Annotated in this window: 17 protein-coding genes, 4 tRNA genes and 2 pseudogenes; 9 read left to right on the top strand and 14 right to left on the bottom strand. The window is 56.6% G+C overall.

Features of this window, described 5'->3' with window-relative positions; all coding sequences use genetic code 11:
- Window positions 1-30 precede the first annotated feature (30 nt).
- On the top strand, window positions 31-900 hold the full coding sequence (locus FPL19_RS12950) for a MurR/RpiR family transcriptional regulator (protein ID WP_150912970.1): 870 nt from the start codon (window positions 31-33) through the stop codon (window positions 898-900).
- A gap of 64 nt (window positions 901-964) precedes the next feature.
- On the opposite strand, the gene FPL19_RS12945 is transcribed toward FPL19_RS12950, so the two are convergent.
- The 6 genes from FPL19_RS12945 to tig form a co-directional block, all read right to left on the bottom strand.
- Window positions 965-2,815 carry a SurA N-terminal domain-containing protein gene (locus tag FPL19_RS12945; RefSeq protein ID WP_150912969.1) on the bottom strand — a complete coding sequence of 617 codons (1,851 nt, stop codon included), beginning with the start codon at window positions 2,813-2,815 and terminating at the stop codon, window positions 965-967.
- A 170-nt stretch (window positions 2,816-2,985) separates the two neighbouring features.
- The gene (locus FPL19_RS12940; protein WP_150914210.1) at window positions 2,986-3,258 is read right to left on the bottom strand and encodes an HU family DNA-binding protein; all 273 of its coding nucleotides are present in this window, start codon (window positions 3,256-3,258) and stop codon (window positions 2,986-2,988) included.
- 238 nt (window positions 3,259-3,496) lie between these two features.
- Window positions 3,497-5,914, bottom strand: coding sequence for an endopeptidase La (gene lon, locus FPL19_RS12935; protein WP_150912968.1), 2,418 nt, complete (start codon window positions 5,912-5,914; stop codon window positions 3,497-3,499).
- Between the two features lie 154 nt (window positions 5,915-6,068).
- Window positions 6,069-7,352, bottom strand: a complete 1,284-nt coding sequence (gene clpX / locus FPL19_RS12930; protein ID WP_150912967.1) for an ATP-dependent Clp protease ATP-binding subunit ClpX — start codon at window positions 7,350-7,352, stop codon at window positions 6,069-6,071.
- Between the two features lie 78 nt (window positions 7,353-7,430).
- A complete protein-coding gene (clpP, locus tag FPL19_RS12925) occupies window positions 7,431-8,066 on the bottom strand; it encodes an ATP-dependent Clp endopeptidase proteolytic subunit ClpP (RefSeq protein WP_150912966.1) in 636 nt (211 codons plus the stop codon).
- Window positions 8,067-8,233: 167 nt separating this feature from the next.
- Window positions 8,234-9,541 carry a trigger factor gene (gene tig, locus FPL19_RS12920; RefSeq protein ID WP_150912965.1) on the bottom strand — a complete coding sequence of 436 codons (1,308 nt, stop codon included), beginning with the start codon at window positions 9,539-9,541 and terminating at the stop codon, window positions 8,234-8,236.
- 232 nt (window positions 9,542-9,773) lie between these two features.
- On the opposite strand from tig, the pseudogene FPL19_RS17850 reads away from it, so the two are divergent.
- The 5 genes and pseudogenes from FPL19_RS17850 to FPL19_RS12900 form a co-directional block, all read left to right on the top strand.
- A pseudogene (locus tag FPL19_RS17850) lies at window positions 9,774-9,845 on the top strand (AsnC family transcriptional regulator); the annotation flags it as partial.
- 73 nt (window positions 9,846-9,918) lie between these two features.
- A pseudogene (locus FPL19_RS17750) lies at window positions 9,919-9,978 on the top strand (hypothetical protein); the annotation flags it as partial.
- Window positions 9,979-9,994: 16 nt separating this feature from the next.
- On the top strand, window positions 9,995-10,369 hold the full coding sequence (locus FPL19_RS12910) for a TRAP transporter large permease subunit (protein ID WP_150912963.1): 375 nt from the start codon (window positions 9,995-9,997) through the stop codon (window positions 10,367-10,369).
- A gap of 25 nt (window positions 10,370-10,394) precedes the next feature.
- Window positions 10,395-11,231: a sulfite exporter TauE/SafE family protein gene (locus FPL19_RS12905; RefSeq protein ID WP_150912962.1), complete on the top strand. Its 837-nt coding sequence runs from the start codon at window positions 10,395-10,397 to the stop codon at window positions 11,229-11,231.
- 63 nt (window positions 11,232-11,294) lie between these two features.
- Window positions 11,295-12,881 carry a gamma-glutamyltransferase family protein gene (locus FPL19_RS12900; protein ID WP_150912961.1) on the top strand — a complete coding sequence of 529 codons (1,587 nt, stop codon included), beginning with the start codon at window positions 11,295-11,297 and terminating at the stop codon, window positions 12,879-12,881.
- Window positions 12,882-12,940: 59 nt separating this feature from the next.
- Here FPL19_RS12900 and FPL19_RS12895 read toward each other — a convergent pair.
- The 4 genes from FPL19_RS12895 to FPL19_RS12880 all read right to left on the bottom strand — a co-directional run bounded on the left by FPL19_RS12895 (window position 12,941) and on the right by FPL19_RS12880 (window position 13,435).
- Window positions 12,941-13,025, bottom strand: a tRNA-Leu gene (locus tag FPL19_RS12895).
- Window positions 13,026-13,041: 16 nt separating this feature from the next.
- A tRNA-His gene (locus tag FPL19_RS12890) sits at window positions 13,042-13,117 on the bottom strand.
- Window positions 13,118-13,214: 97 nt separating this feature from the next.
- A tRNA-Arg gene (locus tag FPL19_RS12885) sits at window positions 13,215-13,291 on the bottom strand.
- Between the two features lie 67 nt (window positions 13,292-13,358).
- Window positions 13,359-13,435 (bottom strand) — tRNA-Pro (locus FPL19_RS12880).
- Between the two features lie 165 nt (window positions 13,436-13,600).
- Between FPL19_RS12880 and folD the strand changes: the two genes are divergently transcribed.
- Window positions 13,601-14,458, top strand: coding sequence for a bifunctional methylenetetrahydrofolate dehydrogenase/methenyltetrahydrofolate cyclohydrolase FolD (folD, locus tag FPL19_RS12875; RefSeq protein ID WP_150912960.1), 858 nt, complete (start codon window positions 13,601-13,603; stop codon window positions 14,456-14,458).
- A 30-nt stretch (window positions 14,459-14,488) separates the two neighbouring features.
- Here folD and FPL19_RS12870 read toward each other — a convergent pair whose 3' ends face one another.
- The 4 genes from FPL19_RS12870 to FPL19_RS12855 form a co-directional block, all read right to left on the bottom strand.
- Window positions 14,489-14,899: a PilZ domain-containing protein gene (locus FPL19_RS12870; RefSeq protein WP_150912959.1), complete on the bottom strand. Its 411-nt coding sequence runs from the start codon at window positions 14,897-14,899 to the stop codon at window positions 14,489-14,491.
- Window positions 14,900-15,083: 184 nt separating this feature from the next.
- Complete coding sequence (locus FPL19_RS12865) at window positions 15,084-17,264, bottom strand: malate synthase G (RefSeq protein ID WP_150912958.1); 2,181 nt, start codon at window positions 17,262-17,264, stop codon at window positions 15,084-15,086.
- 136 nt (window positions 17,265-17,400) lie between these two features.
- Window positions 17,401-18,798: a cysteine--tRNA ligase gene (gene cysS / locus FPL19_RS12860; protein ID WP_225314414.1), complete on the bottom strand. Its 1,398-nt coding sequence runs from the start codon at window positions 18,796-18,798 to the stop codon at window positions 17,401-17,403.
- Window positions 18,780-20,456 (bottom strand): glutamine--tRNA ligase/YqeY domain fusion protein, encoded by a 1,677-nt coding sequence (locus FPL19_RS12855; RefSeq protein ID WP_150912956.1) that lies wholly within the window; start codon window positions 20,454-20,456, stop codon window positions 18,780-18,782. Before FPL19_RS12855 ends, cysS begins: the two co-directional genes overlap by 19 nt.
- A gap of 134 nt (window positions 20,457-20,590) precedes the next feature.
- Here FPL19_RS12855 and FPL19_RS12850 point away from each other — a divergent pair, with 134 nt between their 5' ends.
- Together FPL19_RS12850 and FPL19_RS12845 are read left to right on the top strand one after the other, a co-directional pair.
- A complete protein-coding gene (locus tag FPL19_RS12850) occupies window positions 20,591-21,100 on the top strand; it encodes a peptidylprolyl isomerase (protein WP_150912955.1) in 510 nt (169 codons plus the stop codon).
- Window positions 21,097-21,822, top strand: a complete 726-nt coding sequence (locus FPL19_RS12845) for a UDP-2,3-diacylglucosamine diphosphatase (RefSeq protein WP_150912954.1) — start codon at window positions 21,097-21,099, stop codon at window positions 21,820-21,822. The genes FPL19_RS12850 and FPL19_RS12845 overlap by 4 nt, the downstream gene beginning before the upstream one ends.
- The last annotated feature ends 15 nt before the right edge of the window (window positions 21,823-21,837 follow it).

Genomic DNA, 21,837 nt, shown 5'->3' with positions numbered 1-21,837 from the left:
ACTGGCTGATCAGCTTCAGGAGTGCCTTCAATGGCTGCCAACAAGACCCAACGCGATGACAACCTGCTTGAGGATATCCAGAGCCGACTGGAAACCCTGAACAAGTCCGAGCGCAAGGTTGCCGAGGCAATCCTTCGCGATCCCACCGCCGCCACCCGATACAGTATCGCGGCCCTGGCCCGGGCTGCGGACGTCAGCGAACCGACCGTTAACCGGTTCTGCCGTGGCTTCTCGGCAACCGGGTTTCCCGATTTCAAGATCCGCCTGGCCCAGAGCATTGCCACCGGCACGCCCTACATCGGGCAGAATATCGAGCCAGACGATACCGTTGATGAATTCTCTGACAAGATCATGCTCAGCACGATCGCCAACCTCGAGAAGGCACGGCAGGCTCTGGATCCGACCGCCCTGGCTCTGGCAATCGATCACCTGATCCAGGCGAAACAGATCAGTTTCTTCGGCATGGGTGGATCGGCGCCAGTGGCGATGGACGCACAACACAAATTCTTTCGCTTTAACATCCCGGTGATGTTTTACGATGACGTACTGATGCAGCGAATGGTCGCCGCCGGAAGCGCGACCGGTGACGTGATCGTACTAATCTCCTACACCGGCAGAACCCTGGAAACCGTAGACATCGCCAAGACGGCCCGCGCCAGTGGCGCGACAGTCATCGGCATAACCACGCCAGACTCGCCGCTCGCAGAAGTCTGCACCGTGGTTGTGGGAGTCACCGCACCGGAAGACACCGAGGTCTACATGCCAATGACCTCCCGGATCATTCACATGACCGTGGTGGATATCCTGGCCACGGGCGTGACTCTGAAGCGCGGCACGGACTTTCTCGGCCATCTGAAAAAGATCAAGGAAAGCCTGCGGCCTACGCGAATCCCCAAGTAGAACCGCCTCCACCGAGACATAAAAAAAGCACCCAATGGGTGCTTTTTCTTTAGAGCGCGGTAACTCAGGGCCGTTCGACTTCGGCGCGGTTGCGCAGATAATCCTGGTAGGCACCGTATTCCCGCTGACCGTTGATGGTCGCCAGAAATTCGAGAATCTGCTGATACTCCTGGCTTTCACGATCAACCGTGCCCTGATCCACAGCGTCGAGCGCCACGATGGTGGCTCCATTGCCGCTCAGGTCAGTACCGAAGACAGATCCTTCAGCCGGGCGCTCCAGCGAGAAAACGGTCGAGAGCAGAGACGGGTTCAGCGCCTGATCACTGCGCCCCTGATCGGTATAGGTAGTCCATTCTCCCAGACCAAGCTCGTCAGCACTCTTGCCGGTCTGTAGCTGGGCTACGACGGCTTCCGCACGCTCCTGCAGGGCCTGCTCGGTCTCCTGCTGAACCAGCTCGGCACGAATGTCGGACTCAACCGCTTCCAGAGGCTGCTGGCGTGCCTCGTAATACTCGGCCACCCGGGCAACAACCGACATGTTATCGCCCACATCAATCAGCTCGGTATTGAATCCTTCCTTAAGAACGTCCTCGGAAAAAAGCTGACGGACAAGGCCTGCGTGATCAAACGGCGGCTCGCCTCCGTCCCGGGTAATCCCTTCCTTGGAGCGCACTTCAAGGCCCAGCGCCTCGGCAGGCCCGCTCAGATTATCCGCCTGGTAAGCGCGGTCGGCGAGGTCCGTACGGACCTCGGCAAAACGCTCGTTGGCGCGGGAAAGTGCCAGCTCACGACGTAAACGGTCTTCGAGCTCAGCCAGCGGCGGCACAGCGGACTTGCGAACATCCGTGGCCTTGATCAGATGCACACCAAAACTGGTTGAGACAGGTTCGGAAACCTCACCTTCCTCGAGGGCGAACAGTGCTTCCTCGAAGGCGGGATCGTAAACACCGCGGCCAGCATAACCCAGGTTACCGCCCTCTTCGGCGGAAACGGTATCGATGGAATATTCCCCGGCCAGATCCGCGAAGGATTCGCCATCTGCCAGACGCTGCTGAATCGTCTCTATGGTCTCTTCAGCGTCGGCACCATCCTGGATCAGAATGTGAGACGCCTTACGCTCCTCCCGGGCCAGATCGGCGGCGCGTTCATCGTAATAAGCCTGCAGATCCTCATCACTGACTTCGATGTTCTCCGCCAGTGCCGACAGCGACAGGACGATATAGCGTGCGTCTACCTGCTCAGGCAGCTGGTAGGCCTGGGCGTTCTGTTCATAATAACTGGCGACTTCTTCCTCTGTGACCTCTACCTGATCACTCACAGCCGATTCCGGGATCGTCAGGATACGGAAATCACGGGTCTGATTCTGGATTCTTAAAAGCTGGGCCGCACTCTCTCCTGCTGCCAGGCCGCTCTGAACAATACCGGTACGAATCTGGTTGATCACATACTGCCGGCGCATGGTTTCGCGGAACTCGGTGACGCCCATCCCCATATTACGGACGGCGGAGACAAACCGGTCGCGGTTAAACGCACCGTCCACCTGAAACTGGGGCATCTGGGTAATCAGTGCATCGATATCCGCATCCGACAGTGCCAGCCCCTGCTCTTCGGCATCCTGAGTAAGCACGGCCTGCTGGATCAGTGCTTCGAGCACTTCCTTACGGATCTGATCTTCGTTCAGCAGCGACGGGTCCGGTGTTTCCATGCGGGAAAGCCGGCGCTGGCTTTCAATCTGCACGATCCGCTGGAATTCCCGCTCGGTGATGTCCTGGCCATTGACCGTGGCAACTTCCGGCTCACCGGAGAAACCGCCAATAATGGCATCCATCCCCCAGATTGATAGTGAGACAATCAGAAGGCCAATGATGATTTTGGCAATCGTGCCCTGGGAATTTTCCCGAATATCTTGAAGCATGTTTCTCCCGGATCCCTGATCAGTGTCGGTAAGGGTCGCTTAACGTAAAAAGGCGCATTCTGTCAGGAATGCGCCTTGGAATTCTTTCGGAGCCACGTGCCATTGAAAGAGGCTCGCTGACAGGCGGCTCCGGCAACAACCAGAAGGCTGCCGCCAGATGAAAGAGTCCGTTACTTAACGGCGTCTTTCAGGGCCTTGCCTGCTTTGAAACCAGGCACTTTAGAGGCCGGAATCTTGATTTCTGCACCAGTCTGCGGGTTACGACCGGTACGTGCGGCACGCTCCTTCACAGAGAAAGTACCAAAGCCAATCAGAGTAACCTGATCGCCTTTTTTGAGAGCACCCGTAATGGAGGAAGTCACTGAATCCAGAGCGCGGCCAGCGGCTGCTTTGGAGATGTCTGCTGATTCTGCAATTGCGTCGATTAGTTCGGACTTGTTCACACTAAACCCCTTCGATTCTAGGTTGAAGATGTTGTAGGTTGGATTGTTTTTTCTTGGACGTTCCCGACTATCGCATAAGCGGTCAGAGAATTCCATTCTTCACTTTTATTATTCCTTTCGGCTTATCACCGGCGTTCGGAATAGGCATTAATTGCGCGGGAGCCCTTGATATTGGCTGCTTCACGGCGAAACAGTTATACCAATGGGCTCTCTAGCCTGTCAACAACACGCTAAGGGTTTAATGTGTATTTATGCGCTCGGAACTGTCGCCATCCTCATCACGTGAAGTGGTTGACCCTGCCTCGGCAACCGCCGCCTCGACTCCCGGGCCTGGCGCATATTCCAGTGCAATATCCAGAACCTCGTCAATCCACTTGGCAGGACGGATATCCAGAGACTCTTTGATGTTCTCCGGTATCTCTTTGAGATCCCTGACGTTTTCATCCGGGATAATGACAGTCTTGATGCCACCACGGTGAGCTGCAAGCAGCTTTTCCTTAAGCCCGCCAATGGGCAGAACCCGACCGCGCAAGGTGATCTCACCGGTCATCGCGACGTCCGCCCGGACCGGAATCTGGGTCAGCGCAGACACCAGCGCGGTACACATTCCAATGCCGGCACTGGGACCATCTTTTGGTGTAGCACCTTCAGGAACGTGCACGTGCAGGTCGTATTTTTCATGGAAATCGTCTTTGATACCAAGCCCCACCGCGCGACTTCTGACCACAGTCAGCGCCGCCTGAATGGATTCCTGCATCACATCACCCAGTGAGCCGGTCTTCACAACACGTCCCTTGCCCCGGGTCAGGGCACACTCAAGGGTCAGCAGCTCGCCGCCAACCTGGGTCCACGCCAGACCGGTCACCTGCCCGACCTGGTTCTTCTCCTCGGCCAGGCCATATTTGAACTTCTTCACTCCAGAGTAATCTTCAAGAAGCTCCGGTGTCAGGGTAACGGACGCCTTGTCGCCACTTTCAACATGGTTTCTGACAACCTTGCGGCAGATCTTCGCAATTTCACGCTCAAGCCCACGAACGCCGGCTTCACGGGTGAAGTAGCGGATCAGGTCCCGAAGGGTCTGCTCCGGTAGCTCAAGCTCATCCTTGCGCAGCCCGTTCGCCTTGATCTGTTTCGGCAGCAGGTACTTCAGCGCAATATTTACCTTCTCGTCTTCCGTGTAGCCTGGAATACGGATGATTTCCATCCGGTCCAGCAGCGCCGGCGGAATGTCCATGGAGTTGGATGTGCACACGAACATCACGTCCGAAAGATCGTAGTCCACTTCCAGATAATGATCGTTAAAGGTGTGGTTCTGCTCCGGGTCAAGCACTTCCAGCAGTGCCGATGCCGGATCGCCACGATGGTCCATGCCCATCTTGTCGATTTCATCAAACAGGAAGAGCGGGTTTTTCACGCCTACCTTGGACAGCTTCTGAAGCAGCTTGCCAGGCAAGGCACCGATGTAGGTCTTACGATGACCCCGAATCTCGGCCTCGTCCCTGACGCCACCCAGGGCCATGCGCGTGTACTTGCGATTGGTGGCACGGGCGATGGACTGTCCAAGGGAGGTCTTACCCACACCAGGAGGCCCCACAAGGCAAAGGACCGGCCCTTTCACCTTCTTGACCCGGCTTTGTACCGCCAGATACTCAAGAATGCGCTTCTTGACCTCATCCAGACCGTAGTGATCCTCGTCCAGAATGTCCCGGGCTTTCTCAATATTGTGGCGAACCCGGCTGCGCTTCTTCCAGGGAATCGACAGCATCCAGTCGATGTAGCCACGAACCACAGTGGCCTCTGCCGACATGGGCGACATCATCTTCAGCTTGTTCAGCTCGGTCTCGGTTTTCTTGCGAGCCTCTTCGGGCAGACTGGCTTCTTCCAGCTTCTGCTCAAGGTCCTCGAAGTCGTTGTTGCCCTCACCCAGGCTACCCATTTCTTTCTGGATAGCTTTCATCTGCTCGTTGAGGTAGTACTCGCGCTGGCTGCGCTCCATCTGTTTTTTGACGCGCCCGCGAATGCGCTTTTCGACTTCGATCAGGTCGATCTCGCCGTCCAGCTTGCCCAGAAGCAGATCAACGCGCTTGCGGATATCCAGTGCTTCCAGAAGCTCCTGCTTCTCGGGGATTTTTAGCTCGAGATGCGCCGCCATGGTATCGGCCAGACGCTCAAGCTCGGTAATACCGGTAAGCGAGTTGGATACCTCGGATGGCACTTTGCGGGAGAGCTTGACGTATTTCTCAAACTCATCCATCAAGGTTTTGACCAGCACGTCCTGCTCACGCTCGGGAAGCGTTTCCTCATCGATCAGCATGGCGCGGCCGGCAAGGTAGTCGACTTCCGAGATGTCGCTGATGGTTGCGCGGGCATTACCCTCAACCAGAACTTTTACGGTGCCGTCTGGCAGCCGCAGCATCTGCAGCACAGTCGCCAGCGTGCCCATGTCGAAGACATCATCGGCGCCCGGCTCATCGGTTGATGCATCGCGCTGGGCGACCAGCAGGATTTCCTTACTGCCCTCCATTGCAGCCTCAAGAGCCTGGATTGATTTCTCCCGGCCCACAAACAATGGCACGACCATGTGCGGGAACACCACAACATCCCTGAGGGGTAACAGCGGGTATTCTTGCACGGTTTCTTCAGGTATCAGGGTCATAGAAAATCCTCTGACGGTATTTGTTTCAGCTTATCACCATTGTTTGGGGCGACAGCGAAAATTACAATCGCTCTTCGGTTGCAAACCTGTAACAGCTCCCGGACAGACACAAAAAAAGGGCGTTTCCGCCCCTTTTCTGTATAACGACCAGAACTCAGTCGTCCGGAACCGCCTTCGCGTGATCGCTGTTTGCGTAGATCTTGAAGGGCTCTGACTGCCCCTTAATCACGCTTTCATCGATCACCACCTTGGACACGTCATGCTCAGAGGGAATCTGATACATGGTATCCAGAAGCGTGGCTTCCATAATCGAACGCAGACCACGGGCACCGGTCTTGCGCTCCAGTGCCTTGTGAGCAACCGCCTTGAGTGCATCCTCACGGAAGTCGAGCTCTACGCCCTCCATATCAAACAGCTTCTGATACTGCTTGGTAAGCGCATTCTTGGGCTCGGTAAGGATCTGCATCAGCGCCGCTTCGTCAAGCTCAGTGAGCGTGGCAACTACCGGCAGACGGCCAACAAACTCCGGGATAAGGCCGTATTTGACCAGATCTTCCGTTTCCACGTTCTTAATGATGTCACCGGTATTCTTGGTGTCATCAGGGCTTTTCACAGTCGCGGAGAAGCCAATACTACTGCGCTCTGAGCGTTCCTGGATCACCTTATCAAGACCGGCAAACGCGCCACCACAGATAAACAGCATATTGCCCGTATCAACCTGCAGGAATTCCTGTTGCGGGTGCTTGCGACCGCCCTGCGGCGGCACAGAGGCGACCGTTCCCTCAATCAGCTTCAGGAGCGCCTGCTGAACACCCTCACCGGATACATCGCGGGTGATTGATGGGTTATCAGACTTGCGGGAGATCTTGTCGATCTCGTCAATGTAGACGATGCCGCGCTGAGCCTTCTCAACATCGTAGTCACATTTCTGAAGAAGCTTCTGGATTATGTTTTCGACGTCTTCACCCACGTAACCCGCTTCTGTCAGCGTGGTGGCATCGGCAATGGTGAACGGCACGTTCAGCATCCGCGCCAGGGTTTCCGCCAGCAGGGTTTTACCACTGCCTGTGGGCCCGATCAGCAGGATGTTACTCTTCCCTAGCTCAACCTCGGCCTTGCCCTCACCATAGCGCAAACGCTTGTAGTGGTTGTACACAGCAACAGACAGAACCACTTTAGCGCGGTCCTGCCCGATCACGTATTCATCGAGGTTATCGCGGATTTCAGCGGGTGTCGGGAGACGGTCGCTGGCCTCTTCCTGAGCATTTTCCTGAATTTCTTCACGGATAATGTCATTGCACAGGTCAACGCACTCGTCGCAGATGAACACCGAGGGCCCTGCAATGAGCTTACGGACTTCATGCTGGCTTTTTCCGCAAAACGAGCAGTACAGCAACTTGCCGTTATCGTCGCCTCTGCCGTTTCTTTCATCTGCCATTGAAATACCTCTGAGCTGGGTTTGCCGACGCACTCACCTGCTTACGCCGGCAGGGAATGATGCGATCACCTTCCAGTATTATTGATTAGGTGTGCGCTTATCAAGTATTGAATCGATCAGGCCATAGTCCTTTGCCTGCTGCGGATCCATGAAATTATCGCGATCGGTATCCTTCGCAATCGTCTCCAGATCCTGACCGGTATGCCTGGCAAGAATGGTGTTCAGGGTGTTGCGGATCTTGAGAATCTCACGGGTATGGATCTCGATATCCGTCGCCTGACCCTGATAACCACCCAGCGGCTGATGGATCATCATGCGGGAATTGGGAAGACACGCCCGCTTGCCCTCGGCACCGCCTGCCAGCAGGAACGCGCCCATGCTGGCGGCCTGACCTACACAGAGGGTCGCCACATCGGGCTTGATGAACTGCATGGTGTCGTAGATCGACATGCCGGCCGTGACCGAACCTCCAGGGCTGTTGATATAGAGATGGATATCTTTGTCCGGATTTTCCGATTCCAGAAACAACAGCTGGGCCACGATCAGGTTGGCCATGTGGTCTTCCACCTGACCCACCATAAAGATCACCCGCTCTTTCAACAGGCGAGAGTAGATGTCAAATGAGCGCTCGCCCCGGGCAGTCTGCTCGATAACCATCGGAACCAGACCGGAATTGGTAACCATTGCGGGACCATCAATTGGATTTTGCGTCATGGTGCGCGTGAGCTCCTTAAGTACAATGGAAGTGGCCGTTATCTGCCACAGCGTTCTCGTGCAATCTGTTCACATACTCTGCCAGTAAGGGCGCGAGATGAAAACAGCCGGACGTGCCGGCTGTTCGTGATTTCAAGCGCACCAGCAAATTATGCCGGCGAACGGTCTCAGCCCTGTTGCTGCTGGCCGGCCTGAATGGCTTCTTCATACTTCATCTTCTTTTCCTTGACCTTGGCCTGTTCAAGAATCAGATCAACGACCGCATCCTCAAGCACCGCAGACTCAATCTGCTGCTTCTGCTCGGGGCTGCTGTTGAAGTGGGCGATAACTTCCTCTGGCTGTTCATACGTTGACGCGATCTCCTGGATCTTCTCGTCAACTTTCGCCTCATCTGCCTTCAGGTCGTTTTTCTTGACGACTTCCTGGAACAGCAGGCCAGTCTTGACCCGGCGCTTGGCCTGCTCTTCAAAAATTTCCTTTGGCAACTGCTGGAAATCTACCTGACCACCAAAACGCTGAACCGCATCTTTACGCAGACGATCGATTTCCTGATCGGTCAATGCCGCCGGCACCTCCACTTCGGTGCTCTCCAGCAGGCCTTCAACCACGTCGTTCTTGACCTTGTTAGAGACCGCCTGTTTGAGCTCGCGTTCCATATTTTTCTGAACTTCCGCACGGAAAGCCGCTTCGTCTTCCGCCTGGATGCCAAACTTCTCGAAGAATTCGGTGTTCAGTTCCGGCAGCTGTGGCTCCTGAACGTCATTGATCTTGATTTCGAACTTGGCCGGCTTGCCCGCCAGCTCTTCGTTCTGGTAGTCCTCGGGGAAGGTCACCTCGATTTCCAGCTCTTCACCGGCTTTACCGCCCACGATGCCTTTCTCAAAGCCCGGGATCATCTGGCCTGAACCCAGCGTCAGCTTGTGGTTTTCGGCAGCACCACCTTCGAATTCTTCGCCGTCCACAAAACCCTTGAAATCGATCAGCACGACGTCCTTGTTCTTGGACTTGCGCTTGACGGACTTCATGGTGGCCTGCTGACGACGCAGGTTATCAATCATGTTGTCGACGTCTTTCTCGCCAATCTCGGCAACCGGCTTCTCGACAGAGATCGTGCCGAAATCGCCCAGCTCGATTTCCGGCAGCACTTCAAAAATGGCCACGAACTCGAGGTCTTTACCCTCTTCCATGGTCTTAGGCTCGAAACGCGGCCAGCCTGCCGGGTTGACGTCCTGCTCCTGGATCGCCTTGACGTAGTTGTCTCGCATGACTTCACCTACGATTTCCTGGCGCACACTGGCTCCGAAACGACGCTTGACCACACTCATGGGAACCTTGCCCGGACGGAAACCGTTCATCTTGACGGTACGTGCCGTTTCCTGCAGACGAGCCTGCACTGCCTGGTCAATTTCCTGCGCGGGCACACTGACCGTCAGGCGACGTTCAATGTTGGAAGTCGTTTCAAGAGACGCTTGCATGGAAGATCCTCAAATTACAGATGCTGTATGTGAATGAAATTGAAGCTTATTTCCCAAACCTTCAGACATGTCCGGAAGGCGCTCAAAAATAAAGTGCGACAGTTTATCATGATTTAACCGGCAGAGAGAATCGTCTGCGTCCGGTCGGATCGTTTGTCTGTGCAGGAACAAACAAAGATGGCGCCTTGGCCGTCGCTAAGCCATTTTTATTCTCTTTACCGGTGACCCACTTGTGAAAGATCTAGACACCGCCTTGCTCAACCTGCTCATCAAAGACGGGCGCGCTTCGTTTGCCGATATTGCCCGCCAGCTCAACGTCTCCCGCTCCCACGCCCGCGACCGAGTCCAGGCCATGGTGGAAGTTTCTGGTCATTGCCGTGCTCGGTTCAATTGTCGGTGGCATCGCTGCACCCACGGAGGCTGCATCCATGGGTGCCCTGGGCGCCCTGCTGATTGCGCTGGTCACCGGGCGGCGAATTCGGCGCCATCCTGTTCCTGATGGCCCTGTTGTTTGTGCTGGGTTTTTTCCTCGAATGGATCGAGATTTCCTACATCGCCTTGCCGATGTTTCTGCCCGTGTTCATGAACTATGAAACCGATATGGTGTGGCTCACCATCATGGTGGCAATGAACCGGCAGATATCATTCCTGACACCACCCTTTGGCTGGGCGTTGTTTTTCCTGAAAGGTGTGGCCCCCAAGGGCATCACCACACGGGATATATATGTCGGCGCCTTGCCTTTTGTAGCCTTGCAACTCCTTGCGCTCGTAGTACTCTTTCAATTCCCGTCCGTGGCCACCTGGCTCCCGGAAGCCATCGGCTGGTAGTACCTTTAAAAACAGGATCAAGTTCATGGATTTTTTTGCGGATTATTCCACAGGCTGGCTGTTAGGTCTGGCTCTGTCGCTTATGGCTACCGGGATCATTGCCGGCCTGATGGCAGGCTTGCTGGGCGTCGGGGGCGGCATTGTGATTGTGCCGGTACTCTACCATCTGTTCACATTTCTGGGCATTGACGAGGCTGTACGCATGCACGTCGCGGTGGGCACCTCGCTGGCGACCATCATTCCCACCTCCATCATTTCATCACGGTCGCACTACAACCGCGGGAGCCTCGACCCTGGCATTCTGAAAAAGCTGATTCCCGGGGTGATCATCGGCGTAGCCATCGGGGCCATTCTCAGCGGCGTTCTGAGCGGGCAAGTTTTGACCGCGATCTTCGCGGTGATTGCCCTACTGGTGGCACTGAACATGGCGTTTAAAAAAGATGGATTCAGCGTCAGAGACGGCTTACCCGGGCCGGCAGGCTCCGGCGCCCTGGGCGTTTTTATCGGCGGGGTATCTACGCTGATGGGCATTGGCGGGGGCACGCTGAGCGTGCCGATTCTAAGCGCGTTGCGAGTGCCCATGATCAATGCCGTCGGCACCGGTGCAGCAATGGGCTTCGTCATCAGCGTACCCGGTGCAATGGCCTTTCTGTTTAATGGCATCGGCGTCGAGGCAAGACCGCCACTGACCCTGGGTTACGTCAACCTGATCGGACTCGCGCTCATTGTACCGGCTACCATGCTGATGGCACCTGTGGGCGCAAGGATTGCGCACGCCATCAATGCCAGCCTTCTGAAGCAACTATTTGCGCTGTTTCTTTTCATCACGTCGCTTCGCATGTTCTACGGCATTGTCATGTGACCGGGGCGAGCATAACCAAAGATCCTGTGCATAACGCAGAACAAACCATCCGGAGACCCCAAAATGCTAAAAACCGTCTACTCCAAGAATGGCATGTTTGTCGCCCCCCATCATGAGGCCGCACTTGTCGGTCGTGACGTGCTGAAAGACGGCGGCAACGCCGTGGAAGCCATGGTTGCTGCCGCGGCCTCGATTGCCACCGTCTATCCCCACATGAATTCCATCGGCGGCGACGGTTTCTGGCTGATTCACGAGCCCGGCAAAGCGCCTGTCGCTATTGACGCCTGCGGACGTGCCGCAAAAGCCGCCACACGCGATTTCTACCCAGGTCATGACCAGATTCCCGCCCGCGGACCGATGGCGGCGCTGACCAGTGCCGGAACCATCGCCGGCTGGCAGAAGGCACTGGACGTATCGGCCGGCTGGGGCAAGCCGCTGCCCCTGGCGCGATTGCTCGCGCCGGCAATAGACCAGGCCAGCGCCGGTATTATCGTGACTGAAAGCCAGGCCAGGCTGACGGCGGAAAAAGCCCATCAGATGGATGAAGCTCCGGGCTTCTTTGACGCGTTCGCGCCGGGCGGGACGGTACCTCCACCCGGCAGCCTGATGACGCAACCCGTGCTGGCGTCGACCCTGGAACAGCTTGCGCGGGCCGGTCTGGACGATTTCTATCGCGGCGAACTCGGCAAGGCCATGGGTGACGAACTTTCCCAACTGGGCAGCCCGATCACTGCCGAAGACCTCGCAGCCTATCAGGCCATGCTTGTCGAACCCCTGCAGACGAAACTCCGCGGCGCCCGCATTTTCAACCTGCCTCCGCCCACTCAGGGCCTGGCCTCGCTGATCATCCTGGGCATTTTTGACCAGTTGAATGTCGCGGAGGCGGAAGGTTTTGATTACATCCATGGCCTGGTGGAATCCACTAAGCAGGCATTTCGGGTCCGAGACCGGCTCGTCACCGACCCCGACCGACTGCCGGAACTGCCACAGACCTATCTGACCACTGAAAAACTGGCTTCACTGGCCGCCCGCATCGATCGTCAGGTGGCGCTGCCCTGGCCCGAGCCGGCGAATCCGGGCGACACCATCTGGATGGGATGTATCGATTCGGCAGGACGCGCAGTCAGCTTCATCCAGAGCATCTTCTGGGAATTCGGGTCCGGCGTTGTGCTCAAGAATACGGGCGTGAACTGGCAAAATCGCGGCACCAGCTTCTCACTGGATCCAGCCGCACTCCAGGCCCTTGAGCCGGGTCGCAAACCCTTTCACACCTTGAATCCCGCTCTGGCGCACTTCGACGATGGCCGCATCATGAGCTATGGCACCATGGGTGGCGAGGGGCAACCACAGACCCAGGCGATGATCTTCAGCCGATACGGCCTGTTCAATCAACCGCTTCAACAGGCCGTTACTGCGCCACGCTGGCTGCTCGGGCGCACCTGGGGAGACACCACCACAACCCTGAAGTTTGAGAGCCGCTTTGACCCGGACCTGATCAGCCGGCTAAAACTAGCCGGGCACGACGTGGAAGAGCTGGGCGAGGCCTTCAGTGACACCATGGGGCATGCTGGCGCGCTGGTACTCAAACCGGATGGCGTTATCGAAGGTGCCGCCGACCCCCGCAGCGACGGTTGTGTCGCCGGTTACTGAGTGAGCGGTATACAGACACAAAAAAAGCCTCTCCAGGGTAACCTGAGAGGCTTTAATTATGGTGCGGATGGAGGGAATCGAACCCCCACACCTCTCGGTACCAGAACCTAAATCTGGCGCGTCTACCAGTTCCGCCACATCCGCGAATATCAGGAAAAATTGGGGTGGACGAAGGGGATCGAACCCTCGACCGCAGGAGTCACAATCCTGAGCTCTACCAACTGAGCTACGCCCACCACATTATTCAGACTGCCGCTGGGAAGACCCCAGCAGGTATTTCAGGTTAACTTTGCTTATTCGGTGTCCCCGGGACGGATCAAACCGTCTGCGGTATGGCGCGCCCGGCAGGACTCGAACCTGCGACCACCGGCTTAGAAGGCCGATGCTCTATCCAGCTGAGCTACGGGCGCATAAAACCGTTCGCCCACCTGACTGTTCAACTGTCTATCGGTTCAACCATCCGGACTGACCAGAAAGTGGTCGGGGTAGAGAGATTCGAACTCCCGACATCCTGCTCCCAAAGCAGGCGCGCTACCAGACTGCGCTATACCCCGTCTGAACTGAACAACAGATACCTCAGCAAAGTTGGCGCGAATATTACCGACGCCGAACCTCTCCGTCAACACGCTTTTACCATTTACTGTGGCGATTGGCTGGAAAGGGTAACCGTGAGACAATGCGCCGCCTCTTTATTCTCGCACAACCGACAAGACAAAGACATGACCGCTGAACTCATCAATGGAAAAGACATCGCCGCCAGCGTACGCCAGCAAGTCGCCGCCGGAACCGAAGCCCGCCGTGCCCAGGGCCTCAGACCACCCGGCCTGGCCGTGGTTCTGGTGGGCGACGACGCCGCCTCCCGGGTTTACGTCGGCAACAAACGCAAGGCCTGTGACCAGGCAGGCATTCTGTCACTGTCATACGACCTGCCGGCTGACACGTCTCAGGAAGCTCTCGAGGCACTGGTTGACGAGCTGAACGAAAATGGCGATGTGGACGGTATCCTCGTTCAGCTGCCGCTGCCCTCGCACCTGGATGCCGACCCGATACTGGTAAAAATTCGCCCTGACAAGGACGTGGACGGCTTTCACCCCTACAACATCGGTCGCCTGATGCAACGCAAACCGGCCCTCAGGCCTTGCACGCCGGCTGGGGTCATCACCCTGCTGGACAGCATCGGAACCCCCTATAAAGGCCAGCACGCGGTTATCGTTGGCGCTTCCAACATTGTTGGTCGCCCTATGACGATGGAGTTGCTACTCAAGGGCGCCACCGTGACTATCTGCCACCGGTTCACCAAGGATCTTGAGAAGTTCGTGGGTGACGCAGACATTCTGATCGCTGCAGCCGGAAAGCCGGGACTGATCAAGGGCGAATGGGTAAAGCCGGGGGCAACCGTGATCGACGTCGGAATCAACCGTCTTGAGGATGGCAAGCTTCACGGTGATGTGGATTTCGCTGCGGCGGCAGAGCGCGCGGCCTACATAACGCCCGTGCCGGGGGGCGTTGGCCCGATGACCATCGCCACTTTGCTGCAGAATACGCTTTACGCGGCCAACGAGCTTCATCGGGACTAGCGCACCGGCGGCGGCAAGGCCGGGCGCCTATCAGGAGCCTTCCCTGCTGTCTGAATAGATTCTGTTAGACAGATGCTGGTGCCGGTTCAGGATGCTTTCGATACGCTCCAGCGATTCCTTAAGTGACGCCTTGCTGTCCTGCTCGAACTCAATGCCGACGAACGCGGCACCGGATTCCTCTGCAATATGCCGTACCTTCGCGCTGACCCGGTCAGCGGTAATCTCGCCCACTTCGGTCTCCAGTCGCAGGCTCAACTGGATCGTGCCCTGTTTTTGCAGACTCTTTGCCAGCGATTGCGGTGGACGAATACCCATGCCCAGACTGTTGTAATCCACCACCTCAACAGACACCCATTCGCTGGAAATCATGCTCTTTTTCACCCGCACCTGGGCCTGCATGGATATCCACGGCAATCTTTTACGCCGGCGCCTTTCAGCCATGACTCGCTTTCTCCTCGTCATTTCACGATTTCAATCCAGAGGTTTGTTTTAATACCAATACTTAACGTGAACTGAAACCCGAACTGGAGCAAAGGGTGACCTGGCTCTCAGTACTGAAAAACTTATTGTTCGCGCATAAAAAAACCCGCCGTGAAGGCGGGTATTTTTCATACACAACCGGAACTTACTGGCCGAATTTCTCTTTGGCTTTCAGGCGGTAGGCGTGCAGGAGCGGCTCGGTGTAGCCATTGGGTTGCTCGCGACCTTTCAGGACAAGGTCCATCGCTGCCTGGAAGGCAATGCTGCTGTCAAAGTCCGGAGCCATGGCGCGATAACTCGGATCGTTGGCGTTCTGGCGATCCACTACCGCCGCCATGCGCTTCATGGTTTCGTGAATCTGCTCTTCCGTGCAGATGCCATGATAGAGCCAGTTGGTCAGCAGCTGGGAAGCTATCCGCAGTGTCGCGCGGTCTTCCATCAGGCCCACATCGTTGATGTCCGGTACTTTGGAGCAGCCAACACCACTGTCGATCCAGCGAACCACATAACCCAGAATACCCTGGGCGTTGTTGTCCAGCTCCTGCTGGATGTCGTCCGCAGACAGAGACTTCGGATCGTCCATCACAGGCACAGTCAGGATGTCGTCCAGATTAGCACGAGTGCGGCTTTCCAGCTCTTTCTGGATGTCCGCAACGCTGACCTGGTGATAGTGAGTCGCGTGCAGGGTGGCAGCGGTCGGCGACGGCACCCAGGCGGTGTTTGCGCCGGCTTTCGGATGGCCGATCTTGGCTTCCAGCATGCCCGCCATCAGGTCAGGCATGGCCCACATGCCTTTACCAATCTGCGCCACGCCACGGAAACCGGTCTCCAGGCCGATATCCACGTTCCACTGCTCGTAGGCCTGGATCCAGGTCGCCTGCTTCATTGCGCCCTTGCGGATAAACGGACCCAGCTCCATAGACGTGTGGATCTCGTCGCCGGTGCGGTCCAGGAAACCGGTGTTGATGAACACGGCGCGCTCTTTGGCCGCATTGATACAGGCTTTCAGGTTCACCGTTGTGCGGCGCTCTTCGTCCATAATGCCCACTTTCAGAGTGAATGCAGGCAGCCCCAGAGCGTCTTCCACCCGACCGAAGAATTCGTTGGTGAACGCGACTTCCTCCGGACCGTGCATCTTCGGCTTGACGATGTAGACAGAGCCGTTGGTGCTGTTCTGCAGCTTGCCATTGCCCTTCAGGTCGTGGATGGCAATCAGCGAAGTGACGATCCCGTCCATTAGGCCCTCCGGCACTTCACTGCCGTCTTTGAGCAGGATAGCCGGGTTGGTCATTAGGTGACCGACGTTACGCACGAACATCAGACTGCGGCCTTTCAGAACCAGCTCACCGCCGTCCGGCTTGTTGTAGGTCCGGTCGTCGTGCATCTTGCGGGTCATCTGCTGACCGCCCTTTTCGAAGGTTTCCTCGAGGTTGCCTTTCATCAGGCCCAGCCAGTTGCGATAGGCCAATGCCTTGTCGTCCGCATCAACCGCAGCAACAGAATCCTCGCAGTCCATAATTGTGGTCAGCGCTGACTCCATCAGCACATCCTTGACATGGGCACCATCGTCCTTGCCGATCGGATGGGTGGCATCGATCTGGATTTCGAAATGCATACCGTTTTTCACCAACAGAATGCCGGTCGGCGTGGCAGCGGCACCGGTGTAGCCCACAAAGCCGGACTCGTCTTTCAGACCAGTGGTCTCGCCGTTCTGTAGCTTGACGACCAGCTTGCCACCTTCAACAGAGTACAAGGCTGCGTCTTTATGGCTTCCGGATGCCAGCGGCGCGGAGCTGTCCAGAAGGTTGCGAGCGAACTCGATAACTTTCGCGCCACGCACAGGGTTGTAACCACGACCTTTCTCGGCACCGTCTTCTTCGGAGATCACATCAGTGCCGTATAGTGCGTCGTACAGGCTACCCCAGCGGGCGTTGGCTGCGTTCAGGGCAAAACGGGCGTTCATCACCGGAACCACGAGCTGCGGGCCGGCCATGGTGGCCACTTCCGGGTCCACGTTGGAAGTGGAGATCTTGAACTCGCCGGGCTCATCAACCAGATAGCCGATGTCTTTCAGGAAGGATTTGTACTCTGCCATGTCCAGCTTCTGGCCCTTGTGGTCACGGTTCCAGCTGTCCATTTTTTCCTGGATGTCATCACGCTTGGCAAGCAATTCCTTGTTCCGCGGAGCCAGTTCGTGGACGATTTTATCGAAATCCGCCCAGAATTTATCAGCGTCAACGCCGGTGCCGGGAATCGCTTCGTTGTTGATGAAATCAAGCAGATTTTTTGCGACCTGCAGGCCGCCGACTTGTACACGTTCTGTCATCGTTGTTTGCCTCGGTAGGTTACTGTATTCACAGCCCGCTCCAGAGATGACCGGCGGACCTTTATAATCAGAGGGCAGTATTGTACGAGAAATTGCCTATGAGGTCATTCCCGCACGCGCAGCCCGGGCAGCGATTCTAGCCACGCCGCCAGCTGGTGCCCTCGCGGCTGTCATCTAGAATCACGCCCCTGTCCAGCAGCTCGTCGCGGATACGGTCGGCTTCGGCAAATTCCCGGTTTTTCCGGGCGTCGGCCCTTGCCTGAATCATGGACTCAATCTCGTCGGCGCTCAGTTCGCCCTCGCTACCGGCCTTGAAGTAGGCCTCCGGGTCCTGCTGGAGCAGCCCCAGCAGACCGCCCAGCCTGACCAGAACCGCCGCCTTTTCGGACGCTGCCGTCTCGTCCCCGACACGCCTGTGCTGGTTGATTTCATTGGCAACACTATGTAGTACCGCCATGGCACCGGCGGTGTTGAAGTCATCACTCATAGCGTCGTCAAACTGGCGATCGTGCTCTGAAACCGGTACATCTTTCGCCGGAACCAAGCCACGTAAGGCCTGGTATAATCGGTTCAGCACCCTGCCGGCCTCGGCAAGGTTCTCTTCAGAGTAATCCACCTGGCTGCGATAATGACTGGACACCAGAAAGTAACGGACCACCTCCGGCGCATAGTTTTCGAAGATTTCGCGGATGGTAAAGAAGTTGCCGAGGGATTTGGACATCTTCTCCTTGTTGACACGAATCGCCCCGGCATGCATCCAGGTGTTTACAAAGGTATGGCCGCTGGCACTCTCGGACTGGGCAATTTCGTTTTCATGATGGGGAAACAGAAGGTCCGGGCCACCACCGTGGATATCGAAGGTCTCACCCAGGCAGCAGCTGGACATGGCTGAGCATTCGATATGCCAGCCCGGCCGGCCATCACCCCAGGGCGAGGGCCAACTGACCTCGCCGGGTTTCGCCGCCTTCCAGAGCACAAAATCCGCAGGGCTGCGCTTGGCTTCCTGCACGTCTACCCGGGCGCCCGCCACCAGATCTTCCAGCTTCTTCTTGCTCAGCTTGCCGTACCCGGGATAGGACTCCACGGAAAAATAAACGTCGCCGTTGTCCGCCGGATAGGCATGGCCACTGGTAACCAGTTTGTGAATCATGGCGACGATTTCGTTGATAAAGGCGGTGGCACGCGGCTCTTCCGTTGGCGACAAAACCCCCAGCTTCGATTCGTCCTCGTGCATGGCGCCAATCATGCGTTCGGTAAGGTCGCTGTATAGTTCGCCGGTTTCGTCCGCGCGACGCAGGATTTTGTCATCTATGTCGGTAATATTGCGGACATAGTGAACGTCAAAACCCTGATGACGCAGATACCGGGTAATCACATCAAACGCCACCAGAACCCTCGCATGCCCCAAGTGACAGTAGTCATAGACCGTCATGCCACAGACGTACATGCGAACCTTTCCAGGCTCAATCGGCTGGAACTCTTCCTTCTTCTGACTGAGGGTGTTGTAGATCCTGATCACTTGCCCTTTCCCCATGAATCCCTGAGTGTCACCGTGCGGTTAAAGACAGGACGGCCCGCCTTGGCGGTCAGTTCCTGATCACAGAAGAAGTAACCCTCCCGTTCAAACTGATACGGCAGGTCGGTTCTCGGGTTCGCCAGACTTTTTTCCACTCTTGCGCCATGCAGAACCACCAGCGAATCGGGGTTGATCGAATCCACGAAATCAGTCTCTTTATCGCCATCCGGCGACTCCTGGTTGAACAGCCTGTCGTACTGGTTAATGTCAGTTTCAACACTGTCGGTGGCCGACACCCAGTGCACGACGCCATTCGGCTTATAGCCCTCAGGGTTCACGCCCAGGGTATTGGCGTCGTATTCACACTTCAGCTCGACAACCTCACCATTCTGGTCGCGAATAACCTCTCGGCAGGTCATGACGTACCCGCCACGCAGGCGCACCGCCTGATCCGGTGCCAGACGCTTCCACTTGCGTGGTGGCTCCTCGGAGAAATCTTCCCGGTCGATGAACAGGGTCTGGCTCCAGATCACTTCCCGCTCGCCCATATCCGGGTTCTGGGGATGAACCGGCAGCACCAGGGTCTCGGTCTGGTTTTCCGGATAGTTGGTCAGGGTCACCTTAAGCGGGCGCATTACGCACATGGCGCGGGGTGCCCGGATATTGAGATCTTCGCGAATGGCAAATTCCAGCATGCCCATATCCACCGTACCGCCGGCCTTGTTCACGCCGATCATGTCGCAGAAGGTACGAAGGGACTCCGGCGTATAGCCGCGACGGCGCATACCGGAGATGGTGGGCATACGAGGGTCATTCCAGCCGTCAACGAAGCCTTCGTCCACCAGGCGCCTGAGTTTGCGCTTGCTGGTGATGGTGTAGTTCAGGTTCAACCGGGCAAATTCAATCTGTCGCGGTTGACACGGAGCGGTGATGTTCTCCAACACCCAGTCGTAAAGTGGGCGGTGGTCTTCGAATTCCAGCGTGCACAGGGAATGGGTGATTCCCTCCATGGCATCAGAAATCGGATGGGTAAAGTCGTACATCGGGTAGATGCACCACTTGTCGCCGGTCTGGTGGTGATCGGCATAGCGAATCCGGTAGAGGATCGGATCCCGCAGATTGATGTTCGGGGATGCCATATCGATTTTCGCCCGAAGCACCAGCTCACCGTTCTGGTACTTGCCGTCACGCATATCCCGGAACATCTGCAGATTTTCCTCCACCGGGCGGTCCCGGTAGGGGCTGTTCTGCCCGGGCTCCTTCAGGGTGCCCCGATACTCTGCCATCTGGTCGGCGGTCAGAGCGCAGACATACGCCTTGCCCTTTTCGATCAACTCGACGGCGAAGTCATAAATGGCGTCGAAATAGTCGGACGCGTAACGCACCTCACCGGCCCATTCGTAACCCAGCCAGTGAACATCCTGCTTGATCGCATCAATATATTCCTGGGATTCTTTCTCCGGATTGGTGTCGTCAAATCGTAAGGTGCAGACACCGTCGAAGGTTTCAGCAATACCGAAATTCAGGCAGATCGATTTGGCGTGACCGATATGCAGGTAGCCGTTGGGCTCCGGCGGGAAACGGGTCACCACCTGGCCTGAATGCCGGCCCTCGGCAATCGCATCTCCAATCAGGCTCTCGATAAAATTATGGGCTTTCTTTGACTCGGCGCTCATACAGTCTCAATCATCGGAATGTTTCTGAAACCGCGTATTATACGCATAAATGCCCGCTCAACTCATGCACACTCGCAAACTCTTGAGTACAATAGTGCTCACTTGAAAAGTCCCATTTCTAACAGGAAGCCCTGATGATTCTGCTGAAAACCACCCACGGTGACATCAACATCGAACTGGATTACGAAAAAGCCCCGGAAACCGCCAAAAATTTCGAACAGTATGTTCGCGACGGATTCTACGACGGCCTGATTTTTCACCGTGTCATCAGCAACTTCATGATTCAGGGCGGCGGTTTCGAGCCCGGCATGAAGCCGAGAAAAACCCGCGAGCCCATCCAGAACGAGGCCGACAACGGCCTGAGCAACATGCAGGGCGCCGTGGCCATGGCCCGCACCATGGACCCCCACTCCGCAACGGCACAGTTCTTCATCAACGTCGAGAACAACGGCTTTCTGGACCACACCGCCAAAAACGCCGAAGGCTGGGGCTACTGCGTGTTCGGCAAAATAGTCGACAGCAAGGACACGGTAAACGCAATCCGCTCGGTCCCCACCACCATGCGTGATGGCCACCAGGACGTGCCGGCGGAAGACATCGTGATCATCAAGGCAGAAGTGGCCGGAGACGGAGAGCCCGCGTGACCACGGTTTTCATTTCCGACCTGCACCTGGAAGAGTCCCGGCCGGATATCACTGACGCGTTCCTGGCCTTTCTGAAAAAAAAGACCATGGGGATCGATGCGCTCTATATCCTGGGTGATTTCTTTGAAGCCTGGATCGGGGATGACGAACACACGCCGCTACAGGAAACCGTGGCCGCAGCCTTGAGCAAAGTCCATGCAAGCGGAACCGCCATCTACTTCATGCATGGCAACCGCGACTTTCTGATCGGTCAGGACTACTGCAACCGATGCGGCGCTGTGCTACTGGATGACCCCACCGTGGTGAACCTGTACGGCACGCCCTACCTGCTGATGCACGGCGACAGCCTGTGCACGGCGGATGTGGAGTACCAGAAGTTCCGCAAAAACATGCGAGACCCGAAATGGCAGCAGATGATTCTTCAACGCCCCCTCGAAGACCGCAAACAGATGGCTCGCCAGTTGCGGGAAATCAGCATGGCGAAAAACCAGGGCAAGGAAGAATTCATCATGGACGTGACGCCGGACGAAGTGGTGCGTGAACTGGAAGCCCATGGCGTTCAGCACATGATTCACGGCCACACCCATCGCCCCGCAGAACATGACCTGACCGCCAATGGCGAACCTGCAAAGCGAATCGTACTCGGCGACTGGCACGAAAACGTATGGTGGCTGGAGGTCACTTCAGACGAGAAACCAAAACTCCAAAAATATCCTCTTTAAAAAGATACCTGCAAC

Source organism: Marinobacter halotolerans, from assembly GCF_008795985.1.
Classification (GTDB): Bacteria; Pseudomonadota; Gammaproteobacteria; order Pseudomonadales; family Oleiphilaceae; genus Marinobacter; species Marinobacter halotolerans.
Note: the sequence above shows the minus strand (reverse complement) of the source record. Positions and strands in the feature narration are given on the sequence as shown.